The 21,879-nt window shown below is 70.3% G+C and carries 17 protein-coding genes and 1 pseudogene; 9 read left to right on the forward strand and 9 right to left on the reverse strand.

Features of this window, described 5'->3' with window-relative positions; all coding sequences use genetic code 11:
• Positions 1-30 precede the first annotated feature (30 nt).
• Both PV796_RS14615 and PV796_RS14620 read left to right on the forward strand, forming a co-directional pair.
• The gene (locus tag PV796_RS14615; protein ID WP_274913545.1) at positions 31-4,353 is read left to right on the forward strand and encodes a polymorphic toxin-type HINT domain-containing protein; all 4,323 of its coding nucleotides are present in this window, start codon (positions 31-33) and stop codon (positions 4,351-4,353) included.
• A gap of 166 nt (positions 4,354-4,519) precedes the next feature.
• Positions 4,520-4,783: a hypothetical protein gene (locus PV796_RS14620; RefSeq protein WP_274913546.1), complete on the forward strand. Its 264-nt coding sequence runs from the start codon at positions 4,520-4,522 to the stop codon at positions 4,781-4,783.
• Between the two features lie 128 nt (positions 4,784-4,911).
• On the opposite strand, the gene PV796_RS14625 is transcribed toward PV796_RS14620, so the two are convergent.
• From PV796_RS14625 to ychF, 3 genes are all read right to left on the reverse strand, one after another.
• Positions 4,912-6,222, reverse strand: a complete 1,311-nt coding sequence (locus tag PV796_RS14625) for a tyrosine-type recombinase/integrase (protein ID WP_274913547.1) — start codon at positions 6,220-6,222, stop codon at positions 4,912-4,914.
• 40 nt (positions 6,223-6,262) lie between these two features.
• Positions 6,263-6,445, reverse strand: a complete 183-nt coding sequence (locus PV796_RS14630; RefSeq protein WP_274913549.1) for a helix-turn-helix domain-containing protein — start codon at positions 6,443-6,445, stop codon at positions 6,263-6,265.
• Between the two features lie 893 nt (positions 6,446-7,338).
• Positions 7,339-8,427, reverse strand: coding sequence for a redox-regulated ATPase YchF (gene ychF, locus PV796_RS14635; RefSeq protein WP_274913550.1), 1,089 nt, complete (start codon positions 8,425-8,427; stop codon positions 7,339-7,341).
• A gap of 542 nt (positions 8,428-8,969) precedes the next feature.
• Between ychF and PV796_RS42060 the strand changes: the two are divergent.
• Positions 8,970-9,374 (forward strand): annotated as a pseudogene (locus tag PV796_RS42060) (DUF6542 domain-containing protein); the annotation flags it as partial.
• Between the two features lie 58 nt (positions 9,375-9,432).
• On the opposite strand, the gene ppgK reads toward PV796_RS42060, so the two are convergent.
• Positions 9,433-10,359, reverse strand: coding sequence for a polyphosphate--glucose phosphotransferase (gene ppgK, locus PV796_RS14640; protein ID WP_274913551.1), 927 nt, complete (start codon positions 10,357-10,359; stop codon positions 9,433-9,435).
• 66 nt (positions 10,360-10,425) lie between these two features.
• The gene (locus tag PV796_RS14645; RefSeq protein WP_274913552.1) at positions 10,426-11,427 is read right to left on the reverse strand and encodes a 4-hydroxy-3-methylbut-2-enyl diphosphate reductase; all 1,002 of its coding nucleotides are present in this window, start codon (positions 11,425-11,427) and stop codon (positions 10,426-10,428) included.
• Between the two features lie 73 nt (positions 11,428-11,500).
• Here PV796_RS14645 and PV796_RS14650 point away from each other — a divergent pair, with 73 nt between their 5' ends.
• The 4 genes from PV796_RS14650 to PV796_RS14665 all read left to right on the forward strand — a co-directional run bounded on the left by PV796_RS14650 (position 11,501) and on the right by PV796_RS14665 (position 15,283).
• Positions 11,501-12,889 carry an APC family permease gene (locus tag PV796_RS14650; protein WP_274913554.1) on the forward strand — a complete coding sequence of 463 codons (1,389 nt, stop codon included), beginning with the start codon at positions 11,501-11,503 and terminating at the stop codon, positions 12,887-12,889.
• A 60-nt stretch (positions 12,890-12,949) separates the two neighbouring features.
• Positions 12,950-14,206: an exodeoxyribonuclease VII large subunit gene (gene xseA, locus PV796_RS14655; RefSeq protein ID WP_274913555.1), complete on the forward strand. Its 1,257-nt coding sequence runs from the start codon at positions 12,950-12,952 to the stop codon at positions 14,204-14,206.
• A gap of 10 nt (positions 14,207-14,216) precedes the next feature.
• Positions 14,217-14,489 carry an exodeoxyribonuclease VII small subunit gene (locus tag PV796_RS14660; RefSeq protein ID WP_274913556.1) on the forward strand — a complete coding sequence of 91 codons (273 nt, stop codon included), beginning with the start codon at positions 14,217-14,219 and terminating at the stop codon, positions 14,487-14,489.
• A 200-nt stretch (positions 14,490-14,689) separates the two neighbouring features.
• Entirely contained in the window at positions 14,690-15,283 is a 594-nt protein-coding gene (locus PV796_RS14665; protein WP_274913557.1) for a malonic semialdehyde reductase, read from the forward strand.
• A gap of 100 nt (positions 15,284-15,383) precedes the next feature.
• On the opposite strand, the gene PV796_RS14670 is transcribed toward PV796_RS14665, so the two are convergent.
• Entirely contained in the window at positions 15,384-15,920 is a 537-nt protein-coding gene (locus PV796_RS14670; protein WP_274913558.1) for a DUF4245 domain-containing protein, read from the reverse strand.
• A gap of 228 nt (positions 15,921-16,148) precedes the next feature.
• Between PV796_RS14670 and glpX the strand changes: the two genes are divergently transcribed.
• Complete coding sequence (glpX, locus tag PV796_RS14675) at positions 16,149-17,180, forward strand: class II fructose-bisphosphatase (RefSeq protein WP_274913559.1); 1,032 nt, start codon at positions 16,149-16,151, stop codon at positions 17,178-17,180.
• Positions 17,181-17,280: 100 nt separating this feature from the next.
• On the opposite strand, the gene PV796_RS14680 is transcribed toward glpX, so the two are convergent.
• Positions 17,281-17,643: a WhiB family transcriptional regulator gene (locus PV796_RS14680; RefSeq protein WP_274913561.1), complete on the reverse strand. Its 363-nt coding sequence runs from the start codon at positions 17,641-17,643 to the stop codon at positions 17,281-17,283.
• Positions 17,644-17,839: 196 nt separating this feature from the next.
• On the reverse strand, positions 17,840-18,751 hold the full coding sequence (locus tag PV796_RS14685) for a DUF1707 SHOCT-like domain-containing protein (protein ID WP_274913562.1): 912 nt from the start codon (positions 18,749-18,751) through the stop codon (positions 17,840-17,842).
• Between the two features lie 167 nt (positions 18,752-18,918).
• Between PV796_RS14685 and PV796_RS14690 the strand changes: the two genes are divergently transcribed.
• Positions 18,919-20,595 carry a fumarate hydratase gene (locus PV796_RS14690; protein WP_274913563.1) on the forward strand — a complete coding sequence of 559 codons (1,677 nt, stop codon included), beginning with the start codon at positions 18,919-18,921 and terminating at the stop codon, positions 20,593-20,595.
• Positions 20,596-21,142: 547 nt separating this feature from the next.
• Here PV796_RS14690 and PV796_RS14695 read toward each other — a convergent pair.
• Positions 21,143-21,346, reverse strand: a complete 204-nt coding sequence (locus tag PV796_RS14695; RefSeq protein ID WP_274913564.1) for a hypothetical protein — start codon at positions 21,344-21,346, stop codon at positions 21,143-21,145.
• Positions 21,347-21,879 lie beyond the last annotated feature (533 nt).

Here is a 21,879-nt window from a genome sequence, read left to right on the forward strand (position 1 = left end):
GGCACCGTTGCCGGGATAGCGCGCAAGACGGTGACCACCACAGTGGTCGTGACGCTGCTCGGCGGCATGACGAGCCAGGCAACGGCCGCAACCACAGAGCGCGCACACAACGCAGCCCAGAAAGCCGACTTCGCCCAGGCAGTGTCGGCCCTGGACCGCCTGGCCGCCACGCTGCCGAAGTCGTCCGCCACCCAGGCGGCTGCTCCGCGCTCGGAGCTTGACCGGATCAGCGCGGAGCGCGATCGCCAACTCGTCGAGGACTTCGCGGAGTTCGACGAGGAGGACGAGGTCCGCGAGGCTGCCAAGAAGGCCCTGGAGAGCGACGACCCGAACGCGATCCGGGAGTTCCTGGAGCACGGCGAGGCCGAGGCCCGCCAGCGCGCCAAGGACAAGAAGGACGGCAGCGACGCCGCGAATCGCAAGAAGATCGAGGCGATGCGCGGCACCGGCGGGCCGACGTTCAACGCCGAGGTCGAACGCGTTCTGGGCCCGAAGGCCACGGCCAAGGACCGTGAGGACTTCCTGGCCTTCGGCGCGGAGATCGCCCGCCAGAAGGACCAGAAGGACGAGAAGAACGCCAAGGAGCGCGCGGCCGAACTCCGCAAGCGCGTGGAGTTGCTGGCGGCCAACGGCGGCCCGGAGGTGAAGAAGGCCGCCCAGGAGGCGCTGGCCGCCGGCACCGACAAGGCGATCGAGGAGTTCCTGGAAAAGGGCTACCAGATCGCGGCGAAGAAGGACGCCGACGACCGGGCGGCCCAGGAGAAGGCTCAGAAGGAGGCCCAGGAGGCCGCCGAGAAACTGCGTGAGCTGGCCGAGAAGGCCAAGCGCGCGGCGGAGGCCCGCACGCAGCTCATCGGCTTCCACGGCGACGCGGTCAAGGCCCTCAAGGACGCGTCCAACGCGATGACGTCGGCGGCCCAGGCATCGCGTGAGGCCGACCGGATGCTCTCGGCCGACCGCGCGGGCAAGCGCCTGTCCTCCTACGACAGCGTCAAGGCCGAGGTCGAACGCCAGGTCGGCTATGCCACCGCGGCGGCCACGCAGGCGAAGGTCGCGGCGAGCCAGGCCAAGGTGCAGGCCGACGTCCTGGTGGAGACCGGTCTGACCTACGGCACGCAGTGGTCCGAGGTCGCCTCGGGCATCGCGGAGGCGGCGGACGCGGCGGCCAAGGCCGCTCAGACCGCCCAGCACGCCGTTGACGCCACGGCCGCCGACGCCGCGGCGTTGGACGGCAAGAACGCGGCCGAAGCGCACGAGCAGCAGGCCAAGAAGTGGCGGGCCAACGCCGAGGAGAACGCCAAGGCGGCAGCCCAACTGGCCACGGCCGCTGACAAGCAGGCCAAGGTCGCCGCGAACGCGGCCGCCCGTGCCAAGCAGGCCCGCCTCGACGCCGAGAAGGCCGAGAAGGAAGCCTGGGAGCACGCCCAGAAGACCCGTGAGGCCCGCGTCGAGGCCCAGCGCCAAGCCAAGATCGCCGCCGAACAGCGCGCGATCGCCGAACGCGAGCGCAACCTGGCCGCCCAGGCACGAGCCCGCGCCGAACGCGAACGCGACAAGGCGGCTGCGGCGCGGTCACGTGCGGAGGCCGAGGCGCGCACCGCGGCCGCGGCCCGCGCGCAGGCCCAGGCGGCCGCGGCCACGGCAGCCTCGGCACGCGCCAGCGCCGCCGAGAAGGAAGGCATCGCCGCCAAGGCGGACGAGAAGGCCCGCGGCGAGGAGACCAACGCCCGCAACGCCCGCAACGATGCGTTCAAGGCGGAACAGAACCACCAGGCCAAGGAGGCCCGGGCCAAGGCCACTGAGGCAATGGCCGCCTCGGGCCGCGGCACCGCAGCCGCCGGCGAGGCCAACGCCGCCGCAGAGGCGGCGCGGGCAGACGCCAACACCGCTGGTGCGGCGGCCAGTCAGGCTCGCGGCGCCGCCGACACGGCCAGCGGTGCCGCGGTACGCGCCCGTTCCGCGGCCACCGAAGCCGCAGGCGCCGCAGCCCGGGCACGGGCCGCAGCAGCCGAGGCCACCGCGCACGCGGCCCGCGCCAACGCCGCCGCCAACAACGCCGAAGCCGCCGCCGCACGCGCCAACCACGCCGCCAACAAGGCCGAGGCCGAGTACCAGGCCACCAACGCCGCGGCGCTGAAGGCCAACACCAAGGCAGCCGAGGCCACCGCCCAGGAAGCCCGCGCCGGCATCGCCGCGCACGAGGCATCCCGCCTGGCCGGACAGGCCGCCATCCATGCCAACCAGGCCCTGCAGGCGGCCAACCGCACCAAGGACGAAGCCGAGGGCGCGGTCCGCGAAGCGGCCATGGCCAGGCTCCAGTCCACCATCGCCGTCCAGGCGTCCGGGGCCGCCCGCACCACCGCGGCCGGCATCGCCGACCCGGCCAACACCGCCATCGAGCTGACGGCCCCCTTCACCGGCAAGGACGTCGACGCCGACTTCGCCACCGAAGTCGCCAAGGCCGCCCAGGAGACCGGCGAGGATCAGGTCAAGGCCGCAGAGGCCAAGGCCGCCGAAGCGGTCAAGGCCGCCGAGGACGCCGAGGCCGCCGCCAAGCGGGCAGGCGCCCAGGTCGCCCCTGCCTTCAAGGCCGCCGCCGACGCCGCCCGTTCCTCGGCCAACGCCGCACGGTCCGCGGCCGCGGCCATGAAGTCCGCAGCCGAAGCAGCCGCCGACGGCGCCAAGGCCAGGGCCGCCGCAGCATCCGCCAACAAGGCCGAAGCCCAAGCCAAGGGCGACGCCGACCTCGCCCGCCAAGCCGCCAACCAGGCCGCCAAGGACGCGGCAGCCGCACGCAAGGCAGCCGACGAAGCGGAAGCCGAAGCCGCACGGGCCCGCAAGGCAGCCGCCGAGGCAGACCAACACGCCGCCGCGGCCAACAGCGCCGCCAACCAGGCCGAACACGAAGCCAGCGTCGCCCAAGGCGCGGCAGCCCAGGCGGAAAAGGACGCCGCCGCCGCCGACAAACTCGCCACCTCCGCCGAAAACCACGCCAAGTCCGCGGAAGAAGCCGCCAAGAACGCCAACAAGTACGCCAAGGAAGCGGACGAGGCGGCAAACAAGGCCGAGGAGTACGAGCGGGAACAGGAACGCAAGCGGCGGGCGGAAGCGGCCGCGCAGGATGGTAAGGGCGGCGGTTCCAAGCTGAGCGCCCTCCAAGAGGAGGCAGTCAGAACTGCCGGCATGACGCCTGAGGAGTACGAGGAAGCTCGCAAGGCTGATAAGTCAATCAGTGACTTCCTCAAGGAAAACGGCGGCAAGATCCTCGAAGAGCTCCTCGGCCTTGACGACATCAAGAAGTGCTTCACCGAAGGCAACGTCGAGAGCTGCGTCTGGACTCTCATCGGGGCCCTCCCTTGGGGTAAGGCCCTCAAGGTCGTCAAGGAGCTCCCAGAGATCTCCAAAACCATCTATCGTGTCGTTACTGGCTTCGGGAAATTCATTCGTGAATCTTCTACAGCAAAAAAGCTGATCAGCAAGGGCCAAGCGGCCATTGACAAGTTCCGCAGGACCCCCGAATCCTGCGTACGGAACAGTTTCACCTCGGAAACACCGGTACTGATGGCCGGTGGCTCGAGCAAGACAATCAAGAATATTCGGATCGGGCAGCAGGTTCTGGCTACCGACCCCAGCACCGGACAGACCGCGATGCGGGCCGTCACCAATGTGATCGTCGGCGAGGGGCAGAAGCACCTGGTTGAGATCACCATCGGCGCAGACGGCAAAGCCGGGAACACCATCGGAACGGTCCAGGCCACCGATGGACACCCGTTCTGGGTGGACAACCAGCGACGTTGGCTGGATGCCAAGAACCTTAAGGCTGGCGACCGCCTTCGCACCCCCAACGGTGAACTGCGACAGGTCCTCAGCACTCGAGCATGGACCGAGAACCGCAAGGTCTACAACCTCAGCGTCGAAGGCATTCACACCTACTACGTGCGAGCGGGGTCGACATCGGTACTGGTCCACAATTCCAATTGTGGACCATACTCACACGTCTCACCGAGCGGTAACGGGATCATGGCAACTCTTAACGACGAGGGGCTCGTTGAATTTGTCATCACATCCGGTCCAGACACTCCCCGTGGCGGCGAGATGTTCAAGTCCGCCCTCGCCCACTTCGGCGACAAAGCCAAGGGAGTGAAGGCGTACTGGCAGAACGGCGGCAAGCTGAGCGATAACCTCAACTCCTTCAACGAGGCCATCCGTTCCGGAAAATCACTGGAGGAGGCTGCGCGATCCACTTTCACCGGAAAAATGTCCACACGGTCGGGCTTCTCGAAGGAAGTTGAAGTCGTCGAGTTGCGCGGCATGCCCGGAGAGTACACAAACGTTGGGGTCGTTTTCCGTTGACCAGTAAACCTCTACCCAGCTGAGTGATCCGCAGCAGGCCGCCCCAGCTTCCAGGGTCGGCCTGCTGCCACAATGAGGCAAATTTGGATATTGGCCATCATGAAGGCATGATGACTTGAAGCAAGATGAGCTCGAATCAGATGCATTGAGGTATTGAATGAACGGGATGAGGAACATGGACTCTGTAGCCGCCGAGTTGCGGTCAGCCCGGGAGCGCGGCGCCGGAGCCATCGAGACCGCTCAGCTCGCTCGAGATCTTCTACAGAACGGGTTCGGCGTAATCTCCTTTGTCGCGGCCTTCCATAAAGCCTTCGGGATTCCATTGAACATCCTCCAGAAGGCTCAAGCTTGGCAAGGGTTCGGGTGGGGTGGCCTTGCCATCTCTGATGAGGACTTCGAGAAGACCCTCAGCCCATGGTTCACGCCGTAACGCGTTGCGTACTGCCGGCGGCGAGCGCGAAGATCGAGGGCACACAGGGGAAACTGATGCAGCTGGTGCCGCAGGGATAGCTGAGTGAGGACCAGCCCAGACTGTTCACCTGGCGCACCCGTTCGCTCTCAAGAAGAGCTGAACCACCAGAGCGAAAAAGGCTCTTCTTCCTGCCTTCGAAGGTGACAAACCGGAACATCGGGGGCTGAGCTGTCGCCTGCGGGAACTCCGATTCCGGCGACCGGATCCAGCGGCGATCCAGCAGCCGGGGCGGTCCGGTGGGCAGCCGCCGCCGGCACCACCGCGGGCGCGTCGGCGGACGCCGGGCCCAGCGCCCGCTCCAGAGCCTGCCGGCCGCGCTCCCACGCGGCGGGCACCAGATGCCCGTAGACGTCGACCGTCGTCTTGATCGACGTGTGCCCGAGCCACCGGGAGACCTCATGGAGAAGGACCCCGTGCGCCAGCGCGGTGGAGGCTAAGAAGTGGCGCAGGGTGTGCGGGGTGTACTTCGGGCTCCCGTCCGGCGCGACGATGCCCGCGTTCTTGAGTGCCTTCCTGAAGTGGTAGGCGTAAGTGTTCGCCGTGGGCATGGTGCCCTTGCCCCGGTCGCGCGGCGCGAACAGGACCTCCATCCCCGCCGTCGTCACCGTTCCCCACTCCCGCAGGTGCATGTCGATTTCCTCGGCGAGGAAGGCAAGTAGGGGAACGTCCCGGCACTCCCCCTCGGCCCGGTGCTTGAGCGGTTTGAAGCGGGTCTTGCAGTCGTCGCGGTGCGCCTTCGCGCTGACTTGCCGGCGCACGCGCAGGAAGTCGGAGCGGACGCAGTCGGTGGTGAATGCCAGAGTCTCGCTGATGCGCAGGCCCGCCCCGGCCTGTAGGTACACGGTCAGGCGGTACTGGGGTGAGATCTGCTTGGCGAAGAGATCGACCTCGTACAGGGTGGGGATCTCGTCCTCGTCGACCGCGTGCGTCGCGCTACGGGGCAGTTTGATGCCCTCAGTGGTGACCATCTTCATGCGGTCGCACACCGTACTTGCGGCGAGCTTCTTCCCCAGCGTCGCGACGAAAGCCTCAACGTCCTTGCGCGCCACCCCCGCGATCGTCTTGTCCCCCAGGCGAGGGAGGAGGTGGATCCGCAGGAAGCTCTCGTAGTTGCGGTAGGTGGAGTCGCTGATGACCTGGCGCTCCAGCCACTCCGCGGCGTAGGCGCGCAGGGTGATCTCACCGCGCTTGGGGTCGAGGTAGAGGCCCTCGTACTTATCGTGCTGCAGCCTGTCGGCGAAAGCGTCGGCTTGGGACTTCTTCTCGAAGCTCGGCTGCCGTTCAGCGCCGCCCGGTTCGCGGTAGCGGACCGTCCACGCGTGTCCGCACCGGGGCTTTGTGCACGGGTAGTTGACGTTGCGTTTGTCGCTCTTGCACCTCTGGTAGACGGTGGCCATCGAGCCTGACTCCTTGCTCGCTCGCTTCGGGTACCCGGTCTCACCCGTAGTGCTCCTCCAGGTAGTTGGCGATGTCGCGCTCACGGAACCGCAGCAGGCGTCCGATCTTCTGGGGTCTGATCCCCCAGACGCGGTACTTGTTCCTGACAGTGACCTCACTGACCCTCAGCCACGCCGCGACCTCTTCCACGGTCAGCAGCCGGTTGCTCCCACCTCGCGTCATGCGCCCACCGCCCCGTCCGGATCCATGGTGATCTCCCTTGTGCTCGGGTCTTGGGCCAGCGGTGCATGGCGCGGTGGCGGCTCGGCTACCGCACCGGGCATGGACGATGGACGCTCCATCTCGGCCATGGCGTCAAGCCCGCGATCTTGCGGGGTGAAGTCGCGCGGGAGCGGGGCGGTCATCGCTCGCCTCGCCCCATGGGTGCCGCTGGTAGTCGGGATCGCGAAGGTAGAGGTAGGGGTGGGCGTCCGTGCATGGCTCGGTCGGCTGGTGCAGATCTCGAGGGATGGAGGTACGAGGTGGCTTGGCTGGCAAGGGATAGGGCTGAGCGGCGGACATCGGCAGGTGGCGCCCGGGAGTGGGTCGGATCCGTCTGGTGCTGACGTGAAGTAATAGGGAAACCGGCGGCCGGAATTGTCATCGCCATCACGGATGTTCGGCATACGACGACGCGGGGAGAACGCGGCCGCCGTCCCAGGCAGACCTGTTCATGCGGCTGTGTTGCCGCAGCTCATGCAGATGAGAGTCGCCAACGAGCCACCGCCCTGTTCGCCGGATGTGCGGTGGAGCAGAATTTTCTTTGTTCGATACCGAATGGGGTAGCGGCAGCAGCTACGTTGCGGCACAGAGTTCCGACCACATCTCGCGCAGCACACCCTGTCCGCGACGGATCCGCAGCCGAGCACGGCCTGATCCAACCGACCGACCGTCAGCCACATCCAGCTCCGATCCAGCGGCGGTCCGGATAACCAGGGACGACGACAGATGACGAGGCGTCAGAAGATCCAGCACGGATCCAGCACCGGGCACGACAACGGGGCCGATCCCGGATGGGACCGACCCCGCCTGACCTGCGTATTTGCCAGATCGCTACATCAACGCTAAGGCGCGCCTCACACGTTGAACCGGAACTCCACCACGTCCCCGTCCTGCATGACGTAGTCCTTGCCCTCCATGCGGGCCTTGCCGGCGGAGCGGGCGTCGGCCACCGAACCCGTCTCGACCAGGTCGTCGAAGGAGATGACCTCGGCCTTGATGAAGCCCTTCTGGAAGTCGGTGTGGATGACGCCGGCGGCCTCGGGGGCGCTGGCGCCCTTCTTGATCGTCCAGGCGCGGGTTTCCTTGGGGCCGGCGGTCAGGTAGGTCTGCAGGCCGAGCGTGCTGAAGCCGACGTGGGCGAGGGTGGCCAGGCCCGGCTCCTCCTGGCCGACGGACTGCAGGAGTTCCAGGGCCTCCTCCTCGTCGAGCTCGGCGAGGTCGGCCTCCAGCTTGGCGTTGAGGAAGATCGCCTCGGCGGGGGCGACCAGGGCGCGCTGCTCGTTCTTGAAGTCCTCGTCGGTGAGCTCGTCCTCGTCGACGTTGAAGACGTAGAGGAACGGCTTGGTGGTGAGGAGGTGGAGGTCGTGCAGCAGCTCGGTGTTCTCGGTGCCCTGGACGAGGCCGGCGGAGAAGAGGGTGCGGCCGTCCTCCAGGATGGCCTGGGCCTCCTCGACGGCCTTGACCTTCGGGGCCACGTCCTTCTTGATCCGCGACTCCTTCTGGAGGCGGGGCAGGACCTTCTCGATGGTCTGGAGGTCGGCGAGGATCAGCTCGGTGTTGATCGTCTCGATGTCGTCCTTGGGCGAGACCTTGCCGTCGACGTGGACGACGTTCTCGTCCTTGAAGGCGCGGATGACCTGGCAGATCGCGTCGGACTCGCGGATGTTGGCGAGGAACTTGTTGCCCAGGCCCTCGCCTTCGGAGGCGCCGCGGACGATGCCCGCGATGTCGACGAAGTCGACGGTGGCGGGGAGGATCCGCTGGGAGCCGAAGATCTCGGCCAGCTTGGCCAGGCGCGGGTCGGGGACGCCGACCACGCCGACGTTCGGCTCGATGGTGGCGAACGGGTAGTTGGCCGCCAGCACGTCGTTCTTGGTCAGGGCGTTGAACAGGGTCGACTTGCCGACGTTGGGCAGACCGACGATTCCGATCGTGAGCGACACGGTGGCGACTTCCCGGAGCTGGAGTTGGGCGAGGGGCGGGCCGTTTCCCGGGGGCCGGCCGGTGGGACCGGGCCGGGCCTGGGGCGGCCGATCCACCAGTCTACTGGGCGGGCCCCGTGGTGCCGGGCGGGCCGGGAGCGGGCCCCGCGAGGGCGCGCGTCGCCCGGCGTGCTCCCTCGGCGTGCCCCGGGCCGCCTAACGCACCCCCCAAGGTAGGTCAAAGTGCGTGTCCTGTGACCGATTAATCCCACCTCGCTGCCTACCGTTGGCGGGTGGACCCACATGTGGAGCACCCCCAAGCGCGCATGTCCCCGCCCGGCCGGCCGCTGAGCGGCGGCCCGGAGGCGGGGCAGGATGCCCGGCTCCCGCGTCCCGCGGAGGCCGTGGCCCCCGATCCCGACGACGCCTTCCTGTCCGCGATGCGGGCGTCCGGCTACGCCTCGGTCCCCGCGGGCACCGAGGTCACCACCCGCGGTTACGCGCCGGCGCCGGCGGAGTTCCAGCCGCCGGCCCGGCCGTCGGCCCGGCGGGCGGAGGACCGGATGCCGCGGTCGGCCGCGGGGCCGCCGCTGGACGGCGAGGAGGTCGCGGCCGTCTACCGGGCGGGCCCCCGCCGCCCGGCGCCCGCCCCGGTGGACGGGCTGGTCCGCCGGCTGCCGGCCGCCAAGCTCACCGGTCTCGGCTGCGGCCTGCTCGCCGCCTTCACGCTGCTGGCCCTCGGGTTCCTTGACCGCTGGCTGCTGGGCGGGGCGCAGGCCGCGTACGGGGTGTGCTTCCTGCTGGTCGGCCTGGCGGCCGGGGCGTGGGTGCGGCCGCGCGATCTGATCGCCGCGCCGGTCGCGCTGCCGATCGCCTTCACCGTCGGCGCGGTGCCGGTGCAGCACGGCCCGGCGGGCCTGACCGGGCTGCTGGTCGGGGTCTTCACCGTGCTCGCGCTGAACGCCGGCTGGCTCTACGGCGGCACGCTGCTGTGCGCGCTGGTGGTGCTGGTGCGCCGGGCGTTGCTCAGCGCGCGGCGTCGGGCCAGCCAACCGGTGAGTCGACAGCGGCAGTCGGGGACCGGTCCGCGGGGGACGGCCCCTGGGACGGACGGGGCCGAGCCGCAGGGCCCGGGCCACTCCCGGTCGGGGAGCCGCCCTCGGCAGGTGGCGCGCCTGTAGGGGCCGCGGCGTCGGCCGCCCCGGTGGCGGCGCGGGGGTGCGCGGCCATCGCGGCCCCGACGATCCCGGCGTTGTTCTGCAGCCGCGCCGGCACGATCTCGGCCCGGATCCCCTCGATGAGCGGCAGGAACTTCGCCGCCTTGCGGCTGACCCCGCCGCCGATCACGAACAGCGCGGGCGAGAAGAGCATCTCCACGTGCGCGAGGTACTTCTGGACCCGGTGCGCCCAGTGCTCCCAGGTGAGCCCCTCGTCCTCCTTGGCCTTGGTGGAGGCGCGCTTCTCGGCCTCGTGGCCGTGCAGCTCCAGGTGGCCCAGCTCCGTGTTGAGGACGAGCCGGCCGTCGGTGAAGACGGCGCTGCCGATGCCGGTGCCGAGGGTGAGGAGGATGACCGTGCCGGACCGGCCGCGGCCGGCGCCGAACCGCATCTCGGCCAGGCCCGCCGCGTCCGCGTCGTTGAGCAGGGTGACCGGGCAGCCGCCGGCGAGCCGGCCGGTGAGCAGCGCGGCGGCGTCGGTGCCGATCCAGCGCTGGTCGACGTTGGCGGCGGTCCGGGTGGTTCCGCCGGTGACCACACCGGGGAACGTCGCGCCCACCGGGCCGGTCCACCCGAAGTGGTCCACGACCTCCCTGACGCAGTCTGCGACCGCCTCCGGCGTGGCCGGGTGCGGGGTCAGTACCTTGTGGCGCTCCTCGGTCAGCTCGCCGCGCTCCAGATCGACCGGGGCGCCCTTGATCCCGGATCCGCCGATGTCCACACCGAAGACCTTCATGGCAAAAGGCTAGGCGCGGACCTGGCCCGCCGCCCCCGCTACGGCGAAGACGGCGGGCGGCGTTGATCACTCCTGGACGGCCGCCTCGGCCTCGGCGCGCAGGTCGCGGCGGAGCTCCTTGGGCAGCGAGAAGGCGATGGACTCCTCGGCGGCGGTGATGGTCTCGACGTCCTCGTAGCCGCGCTGGGCGAGCCACTGGAGGACGCCGTCGACGAGGATCTCCGGGACGGAGGCGCCGGAGGTGACGCCGACCGTGCCGACGCCCTCCAGCCAGCTCGCATCGATCTCCTCGGCGTAGTCGACGAGATACGACGCCTTGGCGCCGGCGCCAAGGGCGACCTCGACCAGGCGCTTGGAGTTGGAGGAGTTGCGCGAGCCGACGACGATCACCAAGTCGGCCTGGGCGCCCATCTGTTTGACGGCCTGCTGGCGGTTCTGGGTGGCGTAGCAGATGTCGTCGCTGGGCGGCGAGAGGAGGTTGGGGAAGCGGCCCTTGAGGGCGTCGACGGTCTCCATGGTCTCGTCGACGGAGAGGGTGGTCTGGGAGAGCCAGACGACCTTGTCCGGGTCGCGGACCTCGACGCCGTCGACGTCCTTGGGGCCGTCGACGAGCGTGATGTGCTCGGGGGCCTCGCCGGAGGTGCCGATGACCTCCTCGTGGCCCTCGTGGCCGATCAGGAGGATGTCGTAGTCCTCCTTGGCGAACCGCACGGCCTCCTTGTGGACCTTCGTGACCAGCGGGCAGGTCGCGTCGATGGTGGCCAACTTGCCGCGCTGGGCCTCCTCGTGGACGACGGGGGCGACGCCGTGCGCGGAGAAGATCACGATGTTCCCCTCGGGCACCTCCTCCGTCTCCTCGACGAAGATCGCACCCTTCTTCTCCAGGGTCTTCACCACGTACTTGTTGTGAACGATCTCGTGGCGCACGTAGACCGGGGCGCCGTACTGCTCAAGGGCTTTCTCGACGGCGATCACGGCGCGGTCCACCCCCGCGCAATAGCCGCGGGGGGCGGCGAGGAGGACCTTGCGGCTGGGCTGCGGACCGGGAGTAGCAGACATAGGTCCCATCGTAAGGCCGTGCCCCGACACGGGTCGGTCACGGCGGTGGCCCAGACTGGTGGGGAGCACAGGAGGAGGCGGTATGCCGGGCACGAGCGGCGCGACCGTGGATGACGAGGCGCGCAGCGGCACCGGAACGCTGCGCCGGACGCTGTCGTTCCGGGACCTGGTCGTCTACGGGCTGCTGTTCATCGCCCCGATGGCGCCGGTGGGGATCTTCGGCACCCTCCAGGCCACGTCGCACGGCGCGATCACGGCGGTCTACGTGGTCGCCACGGTGGCGATGGCGTTCACGGCGTACTCGTATGCCCAGATGGTGCGGGTCGCGCCGCGGGCCGGGTCGGTCTACACCTACGCGCGGGTCGGGCTGGGCGAGGGCGCCGGGTTCGTCGCCGGGTGGATGGCGATGCTGGACTACCTGCTGATCCCGGCGGTGGCCTACCTCTTCTCCGGGATCGCGCTGCACGCGCTGGTGCCGCAGGTGCACCAGTGGGTGTGGACGGCGCTCGCGGTGGTGGTCACCACGCTGCTGAACCTCTGGGGCGTGCGGGTCGCGGCGGTGGTCGGGTTCGCGGTGCTGGCGCTGGAGATCGCGGCGCTGGTGGTCTTCGTGGTGGCGGCGGTGTGGGCGCTGGCCGCGCACGGGCCGCAGCGCGGCTGGGCGGTGCCACTGACCGGCGAGGGCGGCTTCTCGACGAGCGCGGTGCTGGCGGCGGTGTCGATCGCGGTGCTGTCGTACCTGGGCTTCGATGCGATCGCGTCCTTTGCCGAGGAGGCTTCCGGGGGTTCGCGGTGGGTGGCCAGGGCCGTGGTGACGTGCCTGGTGGTGGCCGGGGTGCTGTTCGCCGTGCAGACGTATCTGGCGGCGCTGCTGGCCCCGATGAGCGCCGCCGAACTGGCCGCCAAACCAGGCGAGCAGGGCGCCGCCTTCTACGTGACGGTGGACTCCGCGGTGGGCGGCTGGCTGCACGACCTGGTGGCGGTGAGCAAGGCGATCGGGGCGGCGTTCGCGGCGCTGGCGGGGCAGGCGGCGGCCGGCCGGCTGCTGTTCGCGATGGCGCGGGACCGGCGGTTGCCGGGGGCGATGTCGAAGGTGGACGCGGGCAGCGGGGTGCCGCGCCGGGCGCTGCTGGGGGCGGCCGTGGTGACGCTGGTGGCGGCGGTCTGGGCGGCCAGCCGGGACGACGGGCTGGACCGGCTCTCGTCGATCGTGAACGTCGGCGCGCTGGCCGCGTTCGCGCTGCTGCACGCCTCGGTGATCGGCTGGTTCCGGGTCCGTCGGCGGGCGGCGGAGCCGAGCGTGCTGCGGCACGTGGTGGTGCCGTTGGCGGGGCTCGCGGTGGTGGTCGCGGTGATCGTGGAGGCCGCGCCGACCGCGCAGATCGTGGGCGGCGCCTGGCTGTTGGTGGGTCTGGTGGTGCTGGTGGTGCAGCGCCTGCGACGGGGTCGGGGGGCCGCGGCGCGGGACTGAGCGCGGGCACCGGGCCGGCGCGGCCGGGCACTGTCAGTGGCCGCCGCTACGCTCACTGGCATGGCTGTCTCTACGTCTCCGGAAGCGCCGATCCCGGTCGGCGAGGTGTCCCGGCTCATCGGTGGGTGGATCGACCGGCTCGGCGCGGTCTGGGTCGAGGGGCAGATCACCCAGCTCTCGCGGCGGCCGGGCGCGGGCGTGGTGTTCCTGACGCTGCGCGATCCTTCGTACGACATCTCGGTCGGCGTGACGTGCTACCGCCAGGTCTTCGACAAGGTCTCCGAGGTGGTGAGCGAGGGCGCCCGGGTGGTGGTGCACGCCAAGCCGGAGTGGTACGCCCCGCGCGGTCAGCTCTCGCTGCGGGCCGCCGAGATCCGACCGGTCGGGGTGGGCGAACTCCTCGCCAGACTGGAGCAGTTGAAGCGGGCGCTGACGGCGGAGGGGCTGTTCGCGGCGGAGCGCAAGCGGCCGCTGCCGTTCCTGCCGCAGTTGATCGGGCTGGTCTGCGGTCGGGCCAGCGCCGCCGAGCGCGATGTGCTGGAGAACGCCCGGCACCGCTGGCCGGCGGTCCGCTTCGAAGTGCGCAACGTCCCGGTGCAGGGGGTGCACGCGGTGCCTCAGGTGATCGCGGCGGTACAGGAGTTGGACGCGCTGCCCGAGGTGGACGTGATCATCGTGGCGCGCGGCGGCGGCAGCGTGGAGGACCTGCTGCCGTTCTCCGACGAGCAGTTGGTCCGGGCGGTGTCCGAGGTGCGCACGCCGGTGGTCTCCGCGATCGGCCACGAACCGGACAGCCCGCTGCTGGACCTGGTGGCCGACCTGCGCGCCTCGACGCCGACGGACGCGGCGAAGAAGGTGGTGCCCGACGTGGGCGAGGAGCTGGCCCGGGTCGAGCAGTTGCGGGCGCGGGCCCGGCGGGCGCTCGGCGGCTTCCTGGACCGCGAGGAGCGGGGCCTGGCGGCGGCGCTGCACCGCCCGTCGATACAACACCCGCAGCGGATGGTGCTGGAGCGCGAGGAGCAGGTCACCGCCCTGTTGGAGCGCGGCCGGCGGACGCTGGGGCATCTGCTGGACCGCGCCGATTCGGAGCTGGCGCACACCCTGGCCCGGGTGGTGGCGCTCTCCCCCAAGGCGACGCTCCAGCGCGGCTATGCGGTGCTGCAGAGACCGGACGGCTCGGCGGTGCGGGCGCCGTCGGAGGTGGCGGTGGACGAGGAGTTGCGGGCCAGGGTGGCCGAGGGCGCGTTCCGGGTGCGGGTGTCCGCGGCCCCGGAGGCCGACGGCGGACGGACCGGCGCGGACGAGGCGGACTCATAGGGTGGGAGACATGGCGAAGACGGATGACGCGGTGGACGCGGCGGCGGACGGGGTGGCTTCGGTGGACTCCACCCTCGGTTACGAGCAGGCGCGGGACGAGCTGATCGACGTCGTCCGCCGCCTGGAGGCGGGCGGTACGACGCTGGAGGAGTCGCTCGCCCTCTGGGAGCGCGGCGAGGAGCTGGCCAAGGTCTGCCGCCGCTGGCTGGACGGCGCGCGGGCCCGGCTGGACGCGGCGCTGGCGGAGGCGTCGGAGGGCGACGGCGGCGCGGAGCAGGAGTAGCGAACGGGGCCGGGGCGGAAACTCCGCGCTCCCCGAAGGGGGACCTTCCGAATCCCGGAAGGTCACTGCCGCCCTGTGAACCCCCTCACAGTTTCCACCCGTTAGTTGAAACTTAATCTAACTGGGTTACAGTGGTACCCGTAGACAGCACTGGTCTGCGCAACTCCCCCATACACATCCGATGCCCCGAGGTGCCGCTGATGACTCTCGCCCTTGACGCCGCCGCCCAGGACCTCCTCTTCCGCGAGGCCCAGACCGCCAACACGTTCACGGACGAGCCGGTCACGGACGAGCAGGTCCAGGCCATCTACGACCTGGTGAAGTACGCCCCGACCGCCTTCAACCAGTCCCCGCTGCGGATCACCCTGGTCCGCTCCGAGGACGCCCGCAAGCGCCTGGTCGCGCACGCCATGGGCGCCAACGGCCCCAAGACCCTGGCCGCGCCGCTGACCGTGATCCTCTCCGTCGACCTGGACTTCCACGAGAAGCTGCCGCGCCTCTTCCCGCACGCCCCGGGCGTCAAGGACAGCTTCTTCTCGGAGGCCGCGGTCCGTGAGGTCGCCGGCACCCAGAACGCCACCCTCCAGGCCGGCTACTTCATCCTCGGCATCCGCGCCGCCGGCCTGGCCGCCGGCCCGATGACCGGCTTCGACTTCGGCGCCGTGGACAAGGAGTTCTTCGGCGACGGCAAGCAGAAGTCCTTCCTGGTCATCAACGTCGGCAAGCCGGGCTCGGACGCCTTCTTCCCGCGCTCGCCGCGGCTGGCCTTCGACGAGGCCGCGACCACCGTCTGAGCCGACCACCGGCCGACGCGGTAGCCGCCGCACACGACGAGGCCGCCGCACCCCTCCCGGGTGCGGCGGCCTCGTCGTGCTGTTCCTCGGGCGGGGCGGCTCAGCCCTTCTTGGCGACCAGGGCCGCGGCCAGCTCGGCCAGCCGCCCGTACGGCGCGGTGCCGGTGACGACCGTGGTCACCCCGGGCTGCTCGTTGACCAACGCCTTGTAGGTGTCGCCCTCGTAGCGGTCCCACTTCTTGTCGCCGACGGCCTGCTGGCCGGCGACCTTCTCCGCGCCGAGCGTGACGTCCTTGATGAACTGCGGCGCGGGTGCGTCGCTCTGCTCGATGGCCGCGTACTGCTGCTCCGGGTCGAGCATCCCCAGGTGCCAGGCGCCGCCCTTGCCGTCGCTGGTCGCCTGGTACGAGACCGAGGTGGCCCGCCAGGACGACGGCAGGCCCTCGGGCGCGGCGACCGGGTACGGGGCGGCGCGGCGGGCGGTGAGGATCTCGACCCGGGTGTCGACGGTCTTGACCGCGTTCTTCTCCGCGGTCGCACTGTCGTCGTGCGGGATGAAGAAGTAGATCGCCCCGACCAGGATCCCGATCACCGCCAGCGACAGAACCATGTCCGTCACTCTTTGCCTGCCTCGCATACCAGCCACATCCCTATGGTCCCCTATGCCCGTCGGCGACCGGACCCGGCCCCCTCGGACACCACCCACCTGGGCAAACGGTTCTGCGGTCGGCGACCGCCCGGCGGGGACGTCACCCGAACAGTGGCTTGCTCATGCGAAGGCCCCCCTGCTCATTTTCGCGACGTACCGATAAAGTCATGAGCACCCTCATCAATCCGGCCGTCGCCGTACAGAAAGGTGCGCTCGATGACCGAGCATCATCTGCCGTCCCAACTAGAGGTCAGTCCGGAGGCTCCGGACCGTAACCTCGCCCTGGAGCTGGTCCGGGTGACCGAGGCCGGCGCCATGGCCTCGGGCCGCTGGGTCGGCCGCGGGGACAAGAACGGTGCGGACGGCGCGGCGGTCAAGGCCATGCGCGCCCTGATCCACACCGTCTCCATGAACGGCGTCGTGGTCATCGGGGAGGGCGAGAAGGACAACGCCCCGATGCTCTACAACGGCGAGCGGGTCGGCGACGGCACCGGCCCCGAGTGCGACGTGGCCGTGGACCCGGTGGACGGCACCACGCTGACCGCCAAGGGCATGGCCAACGCGGTCTCCGTGATGGCGGTCGCCGAGCGCGGCTCGATGTTCGACCCGTCCGCGGTGTTCTACATGGACAAGCTGGCCACCGGCCCGGAGGCGGCGGACTTCGTCGACATCACCGCCCCGGTGGCGGTGAACATCAAGCGGATCGCCAAGGCGAAGAAGTCCGCGGTCGAGGACGTCACCGTGGTCATCCTGGACCGGCCGCGCCACGAGGGCCTGGTCAAGGAGGTCCGGGAGGCCGGCGCGCGGATCAAGTTCATCTCCGACGGCGATGTCGCCGGCGCCATCATGGCGGCCCGCGAGGGCACCGGCATCGACCTGCTGCTGGGCATCGGCGGGACGCCCGAGGGCATCATCGCGGCCTGTGCGCTGAAGTGTCTGGGCGGCACGTTCCAGGGCAAGTTGTGGCCCAAGGACGACGAGGAGCGCCAGCGCGCCCTGGACGCCGGCCACGACCTGGACCGGGTGCTCCAGATCGAGGACCTGGTCAGCGGCGACAACGTCTTCTTCGTCGCCACCGGCATCACCGACGGCGAGCTGCTGCGCGGCGTCCGCTACCGCGCGGAGACCGCCTACACCCAGTCCCTGGTCATGCGCTCCAAGTCCGGCACCATCCGCCAGATCGACTCCCAGCACCGGCTGTCCAAGCTGCGCGCCTACAGCTCGATCGACTTCGAGCGCCCGAGCTGATCCGGGCGGCCGCAGCCGTCCCGCACACAACTCGCCCCCGTCGGAAGGACTTTCCGGCGGGGGCGGGATGCGTACGGCCGCGGTACGGGGCGTGCGGTAGTCAGCCGGCCGCGGTCATCGGGGCGGCGGCGCGCTGGAGCTCGCCCTCCCGGCGCCGCCGCCGGGTCAGCACCACCCGGCGCTCGGCGGCGGTCAGCCCGCCCCAGACGCCGTACGGCTCGGGCTGGAGCAGGGCATGCTCCCGACATTCGACCATCACCGGACAGCGGGCGCAGACCCGCTTCGCGGCCTCTTCCCTGGCCAACCGGGCGGCGGTGGGCTCCTTGGAGGGGGCGAAGAACAACCCGGCCTCGTCCCGGCGGCACACCGCCTCGGAATGCCAGGGACCGGCGTCGTCGCGAGCGTGCCCTCGCTGGGACGGAACGACAGCGGCATCCTGCAGGGGCTGATGCGGTAGCAGCACGGTCTACTCCTGACGACGGCATCGGCGAGAGAAATCACCCTTGACCGTCTCGCTGCGCACGGCTTTTCGCACCCCGCAGCCGTACGAGAGACGATGCACCAGCCCTACCCGCTGTACGCGGGCTTATGCACACCGTGTCGATCGAGGAGAAGCCGGGCGAGGCCCCAACACCCTTTGCCACCAACCGAGTCGGCGGCTAGCCGAGGCGGCGGCGCTCCCGGCGCTCGGACCACCGCTCGTGGCGCTCCGCCCGCAACTGGTCCATCCGCTCGTGCCGTTCGGCCCGGCGCCGGTCCATGCGCTCGTGCCGTTCGGCGCGGCGCTGGTCCATCCGCTCGTGGCGCTCGTCGCGCATCTGGTCCATCCGCTCGTGCCGGTCGCCCCTGAGGCGGCTGCCCAGGTCGCGGATCCAGGCACCGCGCTTGGGCTTGGCCTCCACGCTGCCCAGCAGGGCGAAGCCGTTGACGTCGATCTCGGGGGCGTTGCCGTCCTCCGCCTCGTGCGTCTCGACCTCGAAGCTGCCGAGGACGCCGGAGCCGTTGCTGCGCAGGGTGACGTTCTCCGGCACCCTGATCTCGACGCTGCCGAAGAGGGAGGTGGCGTTGATCTGCACGCGCTGCTGCGGGAAGACCGCCTCGGTCAGGTCGATCTCCACGCTGCCGAAGACCGCCACCGCGTTGATCCGCGACGGGACGCGCCAACGGCCCTTGCGCTCGGCCGCGCTGAAGATCGCGACGAGGTTCTGGTCCGCGCCCGCGGGGGTCGGGCCGTACTCGTGGGGCCCGTCCTCCGGCTGCGGTCGGCCGCCGACGCCGGGGAGGTCCCGGACGACGGGCTCCAACTCGCCCATGGTCTTGGCGCGGTAGACCACGTCGATCCGCTCGGCGTGCTCCTCGGCGTCCAGCCGGCCCTCGGCGAGCGCCTCCCGCAGGATCTCCGCGATCCGGTCGCGGTCCGCGTCCGAGGCCCGCATATCCGCCTCCGCGACCGGCCTGGCCTGCGGTTTCGCCTCGCCCTTGGTCAGTTTCACCACCTGCTGGTCCTGCTCCGCAAGCGGCCCGGGCGGGGTCTCGGGGCCCGGTCGTCCCCCGTTTCCTGAAGCGTCCACGCGCCAAGCCTACCGAAACGCGATAGATCGCGACTAGGGGATCCGCGGGCGCGTCTCCCGCGGACTGAGCCTTACCTCACAGCGGCGGCGTCGGGCCGGGGTTCTACGCTGGTCGGGCGCTGCCGTAGAAGCCAGCCACCACCCCTCCGAGTAAGGACATATCCCCCATGCCGGAATTCGCCTATACCGACCTGCTCCCCACCGGCGAGGACAACACCCCCTACCGTCTGGTGACTTCGGAGGGCGTCAGCACCTTCGAAGCGGACGGCCGGACGTTCCTCAAGGTCGAGCCGGAGGCGCTGCGCAAGCTCGCCGCCGAGGCGATGCACGACATTGCGCACTACCTGCGCCCGGCCCACCTCGCCCAGCTCCGCAAGATCCTGGACGACCCGGAGGCCAGCGCCAACGACCGCTTCGTCGCCCTGGACCTGCTGAAGAACGCCAACATCGCCGCGGCCGGCGTGCTGCCGATGTGCCAGGACACCGGCACCGCGATCGTCATGGGCAAGCGCGGCCAGGGCGTGCTGACCCAGGGCGGCGACGAGGAGGCCCTCTCCCTCGGCATCTACGACGCCTACACCCAGCTCAACCTGCGCTACTCGCAGATGGCGCCGCTGACCATGTGGGACGAGAAGAACACCGGCTCCAACCTCCCGGCGCAGATCGAGCTGTACGCCACCGACGGCGGCGCGTACAAGTTCCTCTTCATGGCCAAGGGCGGCGGCAGCGCCAACAAGTCCTTCCTCTTCCAGGAGACCAAGGCCGTCCTCAACGAGGCGTCCATGATGAAGTTCCTGGAGCAGAAGATCCGTTCGCTGGGCACGGCCGCCTGCCCGCCGTACCACCTGGCCATCGTCGTCGGCGGCACCTCGGCGGAGTACGCCCTGAAGACCGCCAAGTACGCGTCCGCGCACTACCTGGACGAGCTGCCCACCGAGGGCTCGCCGACCGGCCACGGCTTCCGCGACAAGGAGCTGGAGGACAAGGTCTTCGAGCTCACCCAGAAGATCGGGATCGGCGCCCAGTTCGGCGGCAAGTACTTCTGCCACGACGTCCGCGTGGTCCGCCTGCCCCGGCACGGCGCGTCCTGCCCGGTCGCCATCGCGGTGTCCTGCTCCGCCGACCGCCAGGCCGTCGCCAAGATCACCGCCGAGGGCGTCTTCCTGGAGCAGTTGGAGACCGACCCGGCCCGCTTCCTCCCCGACACCACCGACGAGGAGCTGACCGAGGGCGCCGGCCCCGACCTCGACGCGGTCGCCGTCGACCTCAACCGCCCGATGGACGAGGTCCTCGCCGAGCTGACCCAGCACCCGGTCAAGACCCGCCTCTCGCTCACCGGTACCCTGGTCGTGGCCCGCGACATCGCCCACGCCAAGATCAAGGAACGGCTGGACGCGGGCGAGGAGATGCCGCAGTACCTCAAGGACCACCCGGTCTACTACGCCGGCCCGGCCAAGACCCCCGAGGGCTACGCCTCCGGCTCGTTCGGCCCGACCACGGCCGGCCGGATGGACGCCTACGTCGAGCAGTTCCAGGCCGCCGGCGGCTCCAAGGTCATGCTCGCCAAGGGCAACCGCTCCCAGCAGGTCACCGACGCCTGCGCCGCGCACGGCGGCTTCTACCTGGGCTCCATCGGCGGCCCCGCGGCCCGCCTCGCCCAGGACTGCATCAAGAAGGTCGAGGTCCTCGAATACGAGGAGCTCGGCATGGAGGCCGTCTGGAAGATCGAGGTCGAGGACTTCCCGGCCTTCATCGTCGTCGACGACAAGGGCAACGACTTCTTCACCGATCCGGCCCCGACGACCCCGACCTTCACCTCGATCCCGGTCCGCCAGGGGTCGTAACCCCCCCGTCAACTCCGTTCCGAATACCCGGAGTTCCAGACGCTCGACGTTCCGGATGCGCGGAGTTCCGGGCGTCCGGAACTCCGAACGGACGGTACCGTTCACGGCCGTCACCCACCGCGCGGGGGTGACGGCCGTGAACCTTTCGGCAATTCCCGGCGGAGCACGGCCCGTTCCGGAACCGCCCTCTTCGTTGCCGCTCGAACGGTTGGGGGGCGCGCACGCAAAACCGCTCATTCCCAGCGGAGTTGGCCTCGTTTCCGCCCTCGCCAGCGCCGCCCCCCGCACCTCCACCACCAGCGCGTCGGGGCGCCGGTCACGCGCGCACGCCCTAGGACCGATCCGGCCGCTCCCTACGGGCCCCACCCCCATGCGGCGTCGCGTTCCAGCAGCCCGTCCGTGCTCCTGGCGCACGCTTGGTGACGCGTGCAGAACGTCAGGCCGTGCGCGACGACAGGTCGACAATTGACGGGGCACCCGACAAGGGCCCGGGGGCGGGAAGTGCCCGCCCGACCCGGCAACGGCGTCCGCCCAGCCACCCGGCCACCTAACGTCCCCGATGCCGGGGGCAGGCACAGGGGGGCCACGCCTGGGTGAGGCCGTAGAGGTCGAAGCGGTCGCCGGCGACGACGTGGACCTGGGCGCGCTCCTGGACGACGACGCCGTCGCGGGTCGTGGTGTAGACGCGCAGGGTCATCAGTGACTGCCGGGATCGCGAGCCCGATGATGTGTGGCCGACACTCGTGGCCATGGTGACGCTCCTGTTCGGTGGGGGGTGTTGGCGCTGTCCTGTTAGGTGCGAGGGCGGCTCCCCTGGTTCCGTCGTGGGATCGCCTTAACTTTCCGCGATTGATACGTTCCGTGTTCCCATCGTCACCCTGAGCCGTAACCTTGGGAAGGAGTGAGAGCTGAGTCCTACAGACGTAAGAATGCGAAGCCGGGGAGAAGCCGGGGGCGAGGAAGTGAGGCCATGGCCAAGGGGGTTGGGCCTTGTCCGCGTTCGGGGTCGCGGGCGGTGCGTGGCGACGGCGGGGCGGCGCCCGTCGGGCAGGGGCGGGGGCGGGAGGGCGGTGAAGCCGCCGCGATGAGGGGGTAGTTGACATGGGCACCTGAGCCGTCGGGATCGCCCGAGCCGCCCGGGCCGGCGGGCGGGAGCGCGCGTTCGTGGCGCGGTGCGGGGCGGTCGGCGGCGAGGGGGACGGAGGGGGCCGTGGCAGCCAACTCGCCGGGCGATGAGGGGAGGTGGGGGCCGCGAGGCCGACGGGGGCGACGAGGGGCGGGGCG

Origin of the sequence: Streptomyces sp. WZ-12 (genome assembly GCF_028898845.1) — a bacterium.
Lineage (GTDB): Bacteria > Actinomycetota > Actinomycetes > Streptomycetales > Streptomycetaceae > Streptomyces.

Excerpts from the sequence above, each read along its gene's own strand:
- PV796_RS14695 (WP_274913564.1), bottom strand. The coding sequence starts at position 21,346 with ATGGCCACGAGTGTCGGCCACACATCATCGGGCTCGCGATCCCGGCAG.
- PV796_RS14645 (WP_274913552.1), bottom strand. The coding sequence starts at position 11,427 with ATGGGACCTATGTCTGCTACTCCCGGTCCGCAGCCCAGCCGCAAGGTC.
- PV796_RS14660 (WP_274913556.1), top strand. The coding sequence starts at position 14,217 with ATGGCGAAGACGGATGACGCGGTGGACGCGGCGGCGGACGGGGTGGCT.
- PV796_RS14690 (WP_274913563.1), top strand. The coding sequence starts at position 18,919 with ATGCCGGAATTCGCCTATACCGACCTGCTCCCCACCGGCGAGGACAAC.
- PV796_RS14650 (WP_274913554.1), top strand. The coding sequence starts at position 11,501 with ATGCCGGGCACGAGCGGCGCGACCGTGGATGACGAGGCGCGCAGCGGC.
- ppgK (WP_274913551.1), bottom strand. The coding sequence starts at position 10,359 with ATGAAGGTCTTCGGTGTGGACATCGGCGGATCCGGGATCAAGGGCGCC.
- PV796_RS14670 (WP_274913558.1), bottom strand. The coding sequence starts at position 15,920 with ATGCGAGGCAGGCAAAGAGTGACGGACATGGTTCTGTCGCTGGCGGTG.
- PV796_RS14625 (WP_274913547.1), bottom strand. The coding sequence starts at position 6,222 with ATGGCCACCGTCTACCAGAGGTGCAAGAGCGACAAACGCAACGTCAAC.
- PV796_RS14665 (WP_274913557.1), top strand. The coding sequence starts at position 14,690 with ATGACTCTCGCCCTTGACGCCGCCGCCCAGGACCTCCTCTTCCGCGAG.
- PV796_RS14620 (WP_274913546.1), top strand. The coding sequence starts at position 4,520 with ATGAGGAACATGGACTCTGTAGCCGCCGAGTTGCGGTCAGCCCGGGAG.
- glpX (WP_274913559.1), top strand. The coding sequence starts at position 16,149 with ATGACCGAGCATCATCTGCCGTCCCAACTAGAGGTCAGTCCGGAGGCT.
- xseA (WP_274913555.1), top strand. The coding sequence starts at position 12,950 with ATGGCTGTCTCTACGTCTCCGGAAGCGCCGATCCCGGTCGGCGAGGTG.
- PV796_RS14630 (WP_274913549.1), bottom strand. The coding sequence starts at position 6,445 with ATGACGCGAGGTGGGAGCAACCGGCTGCTGACCGTGGAAGAGGTCGCG.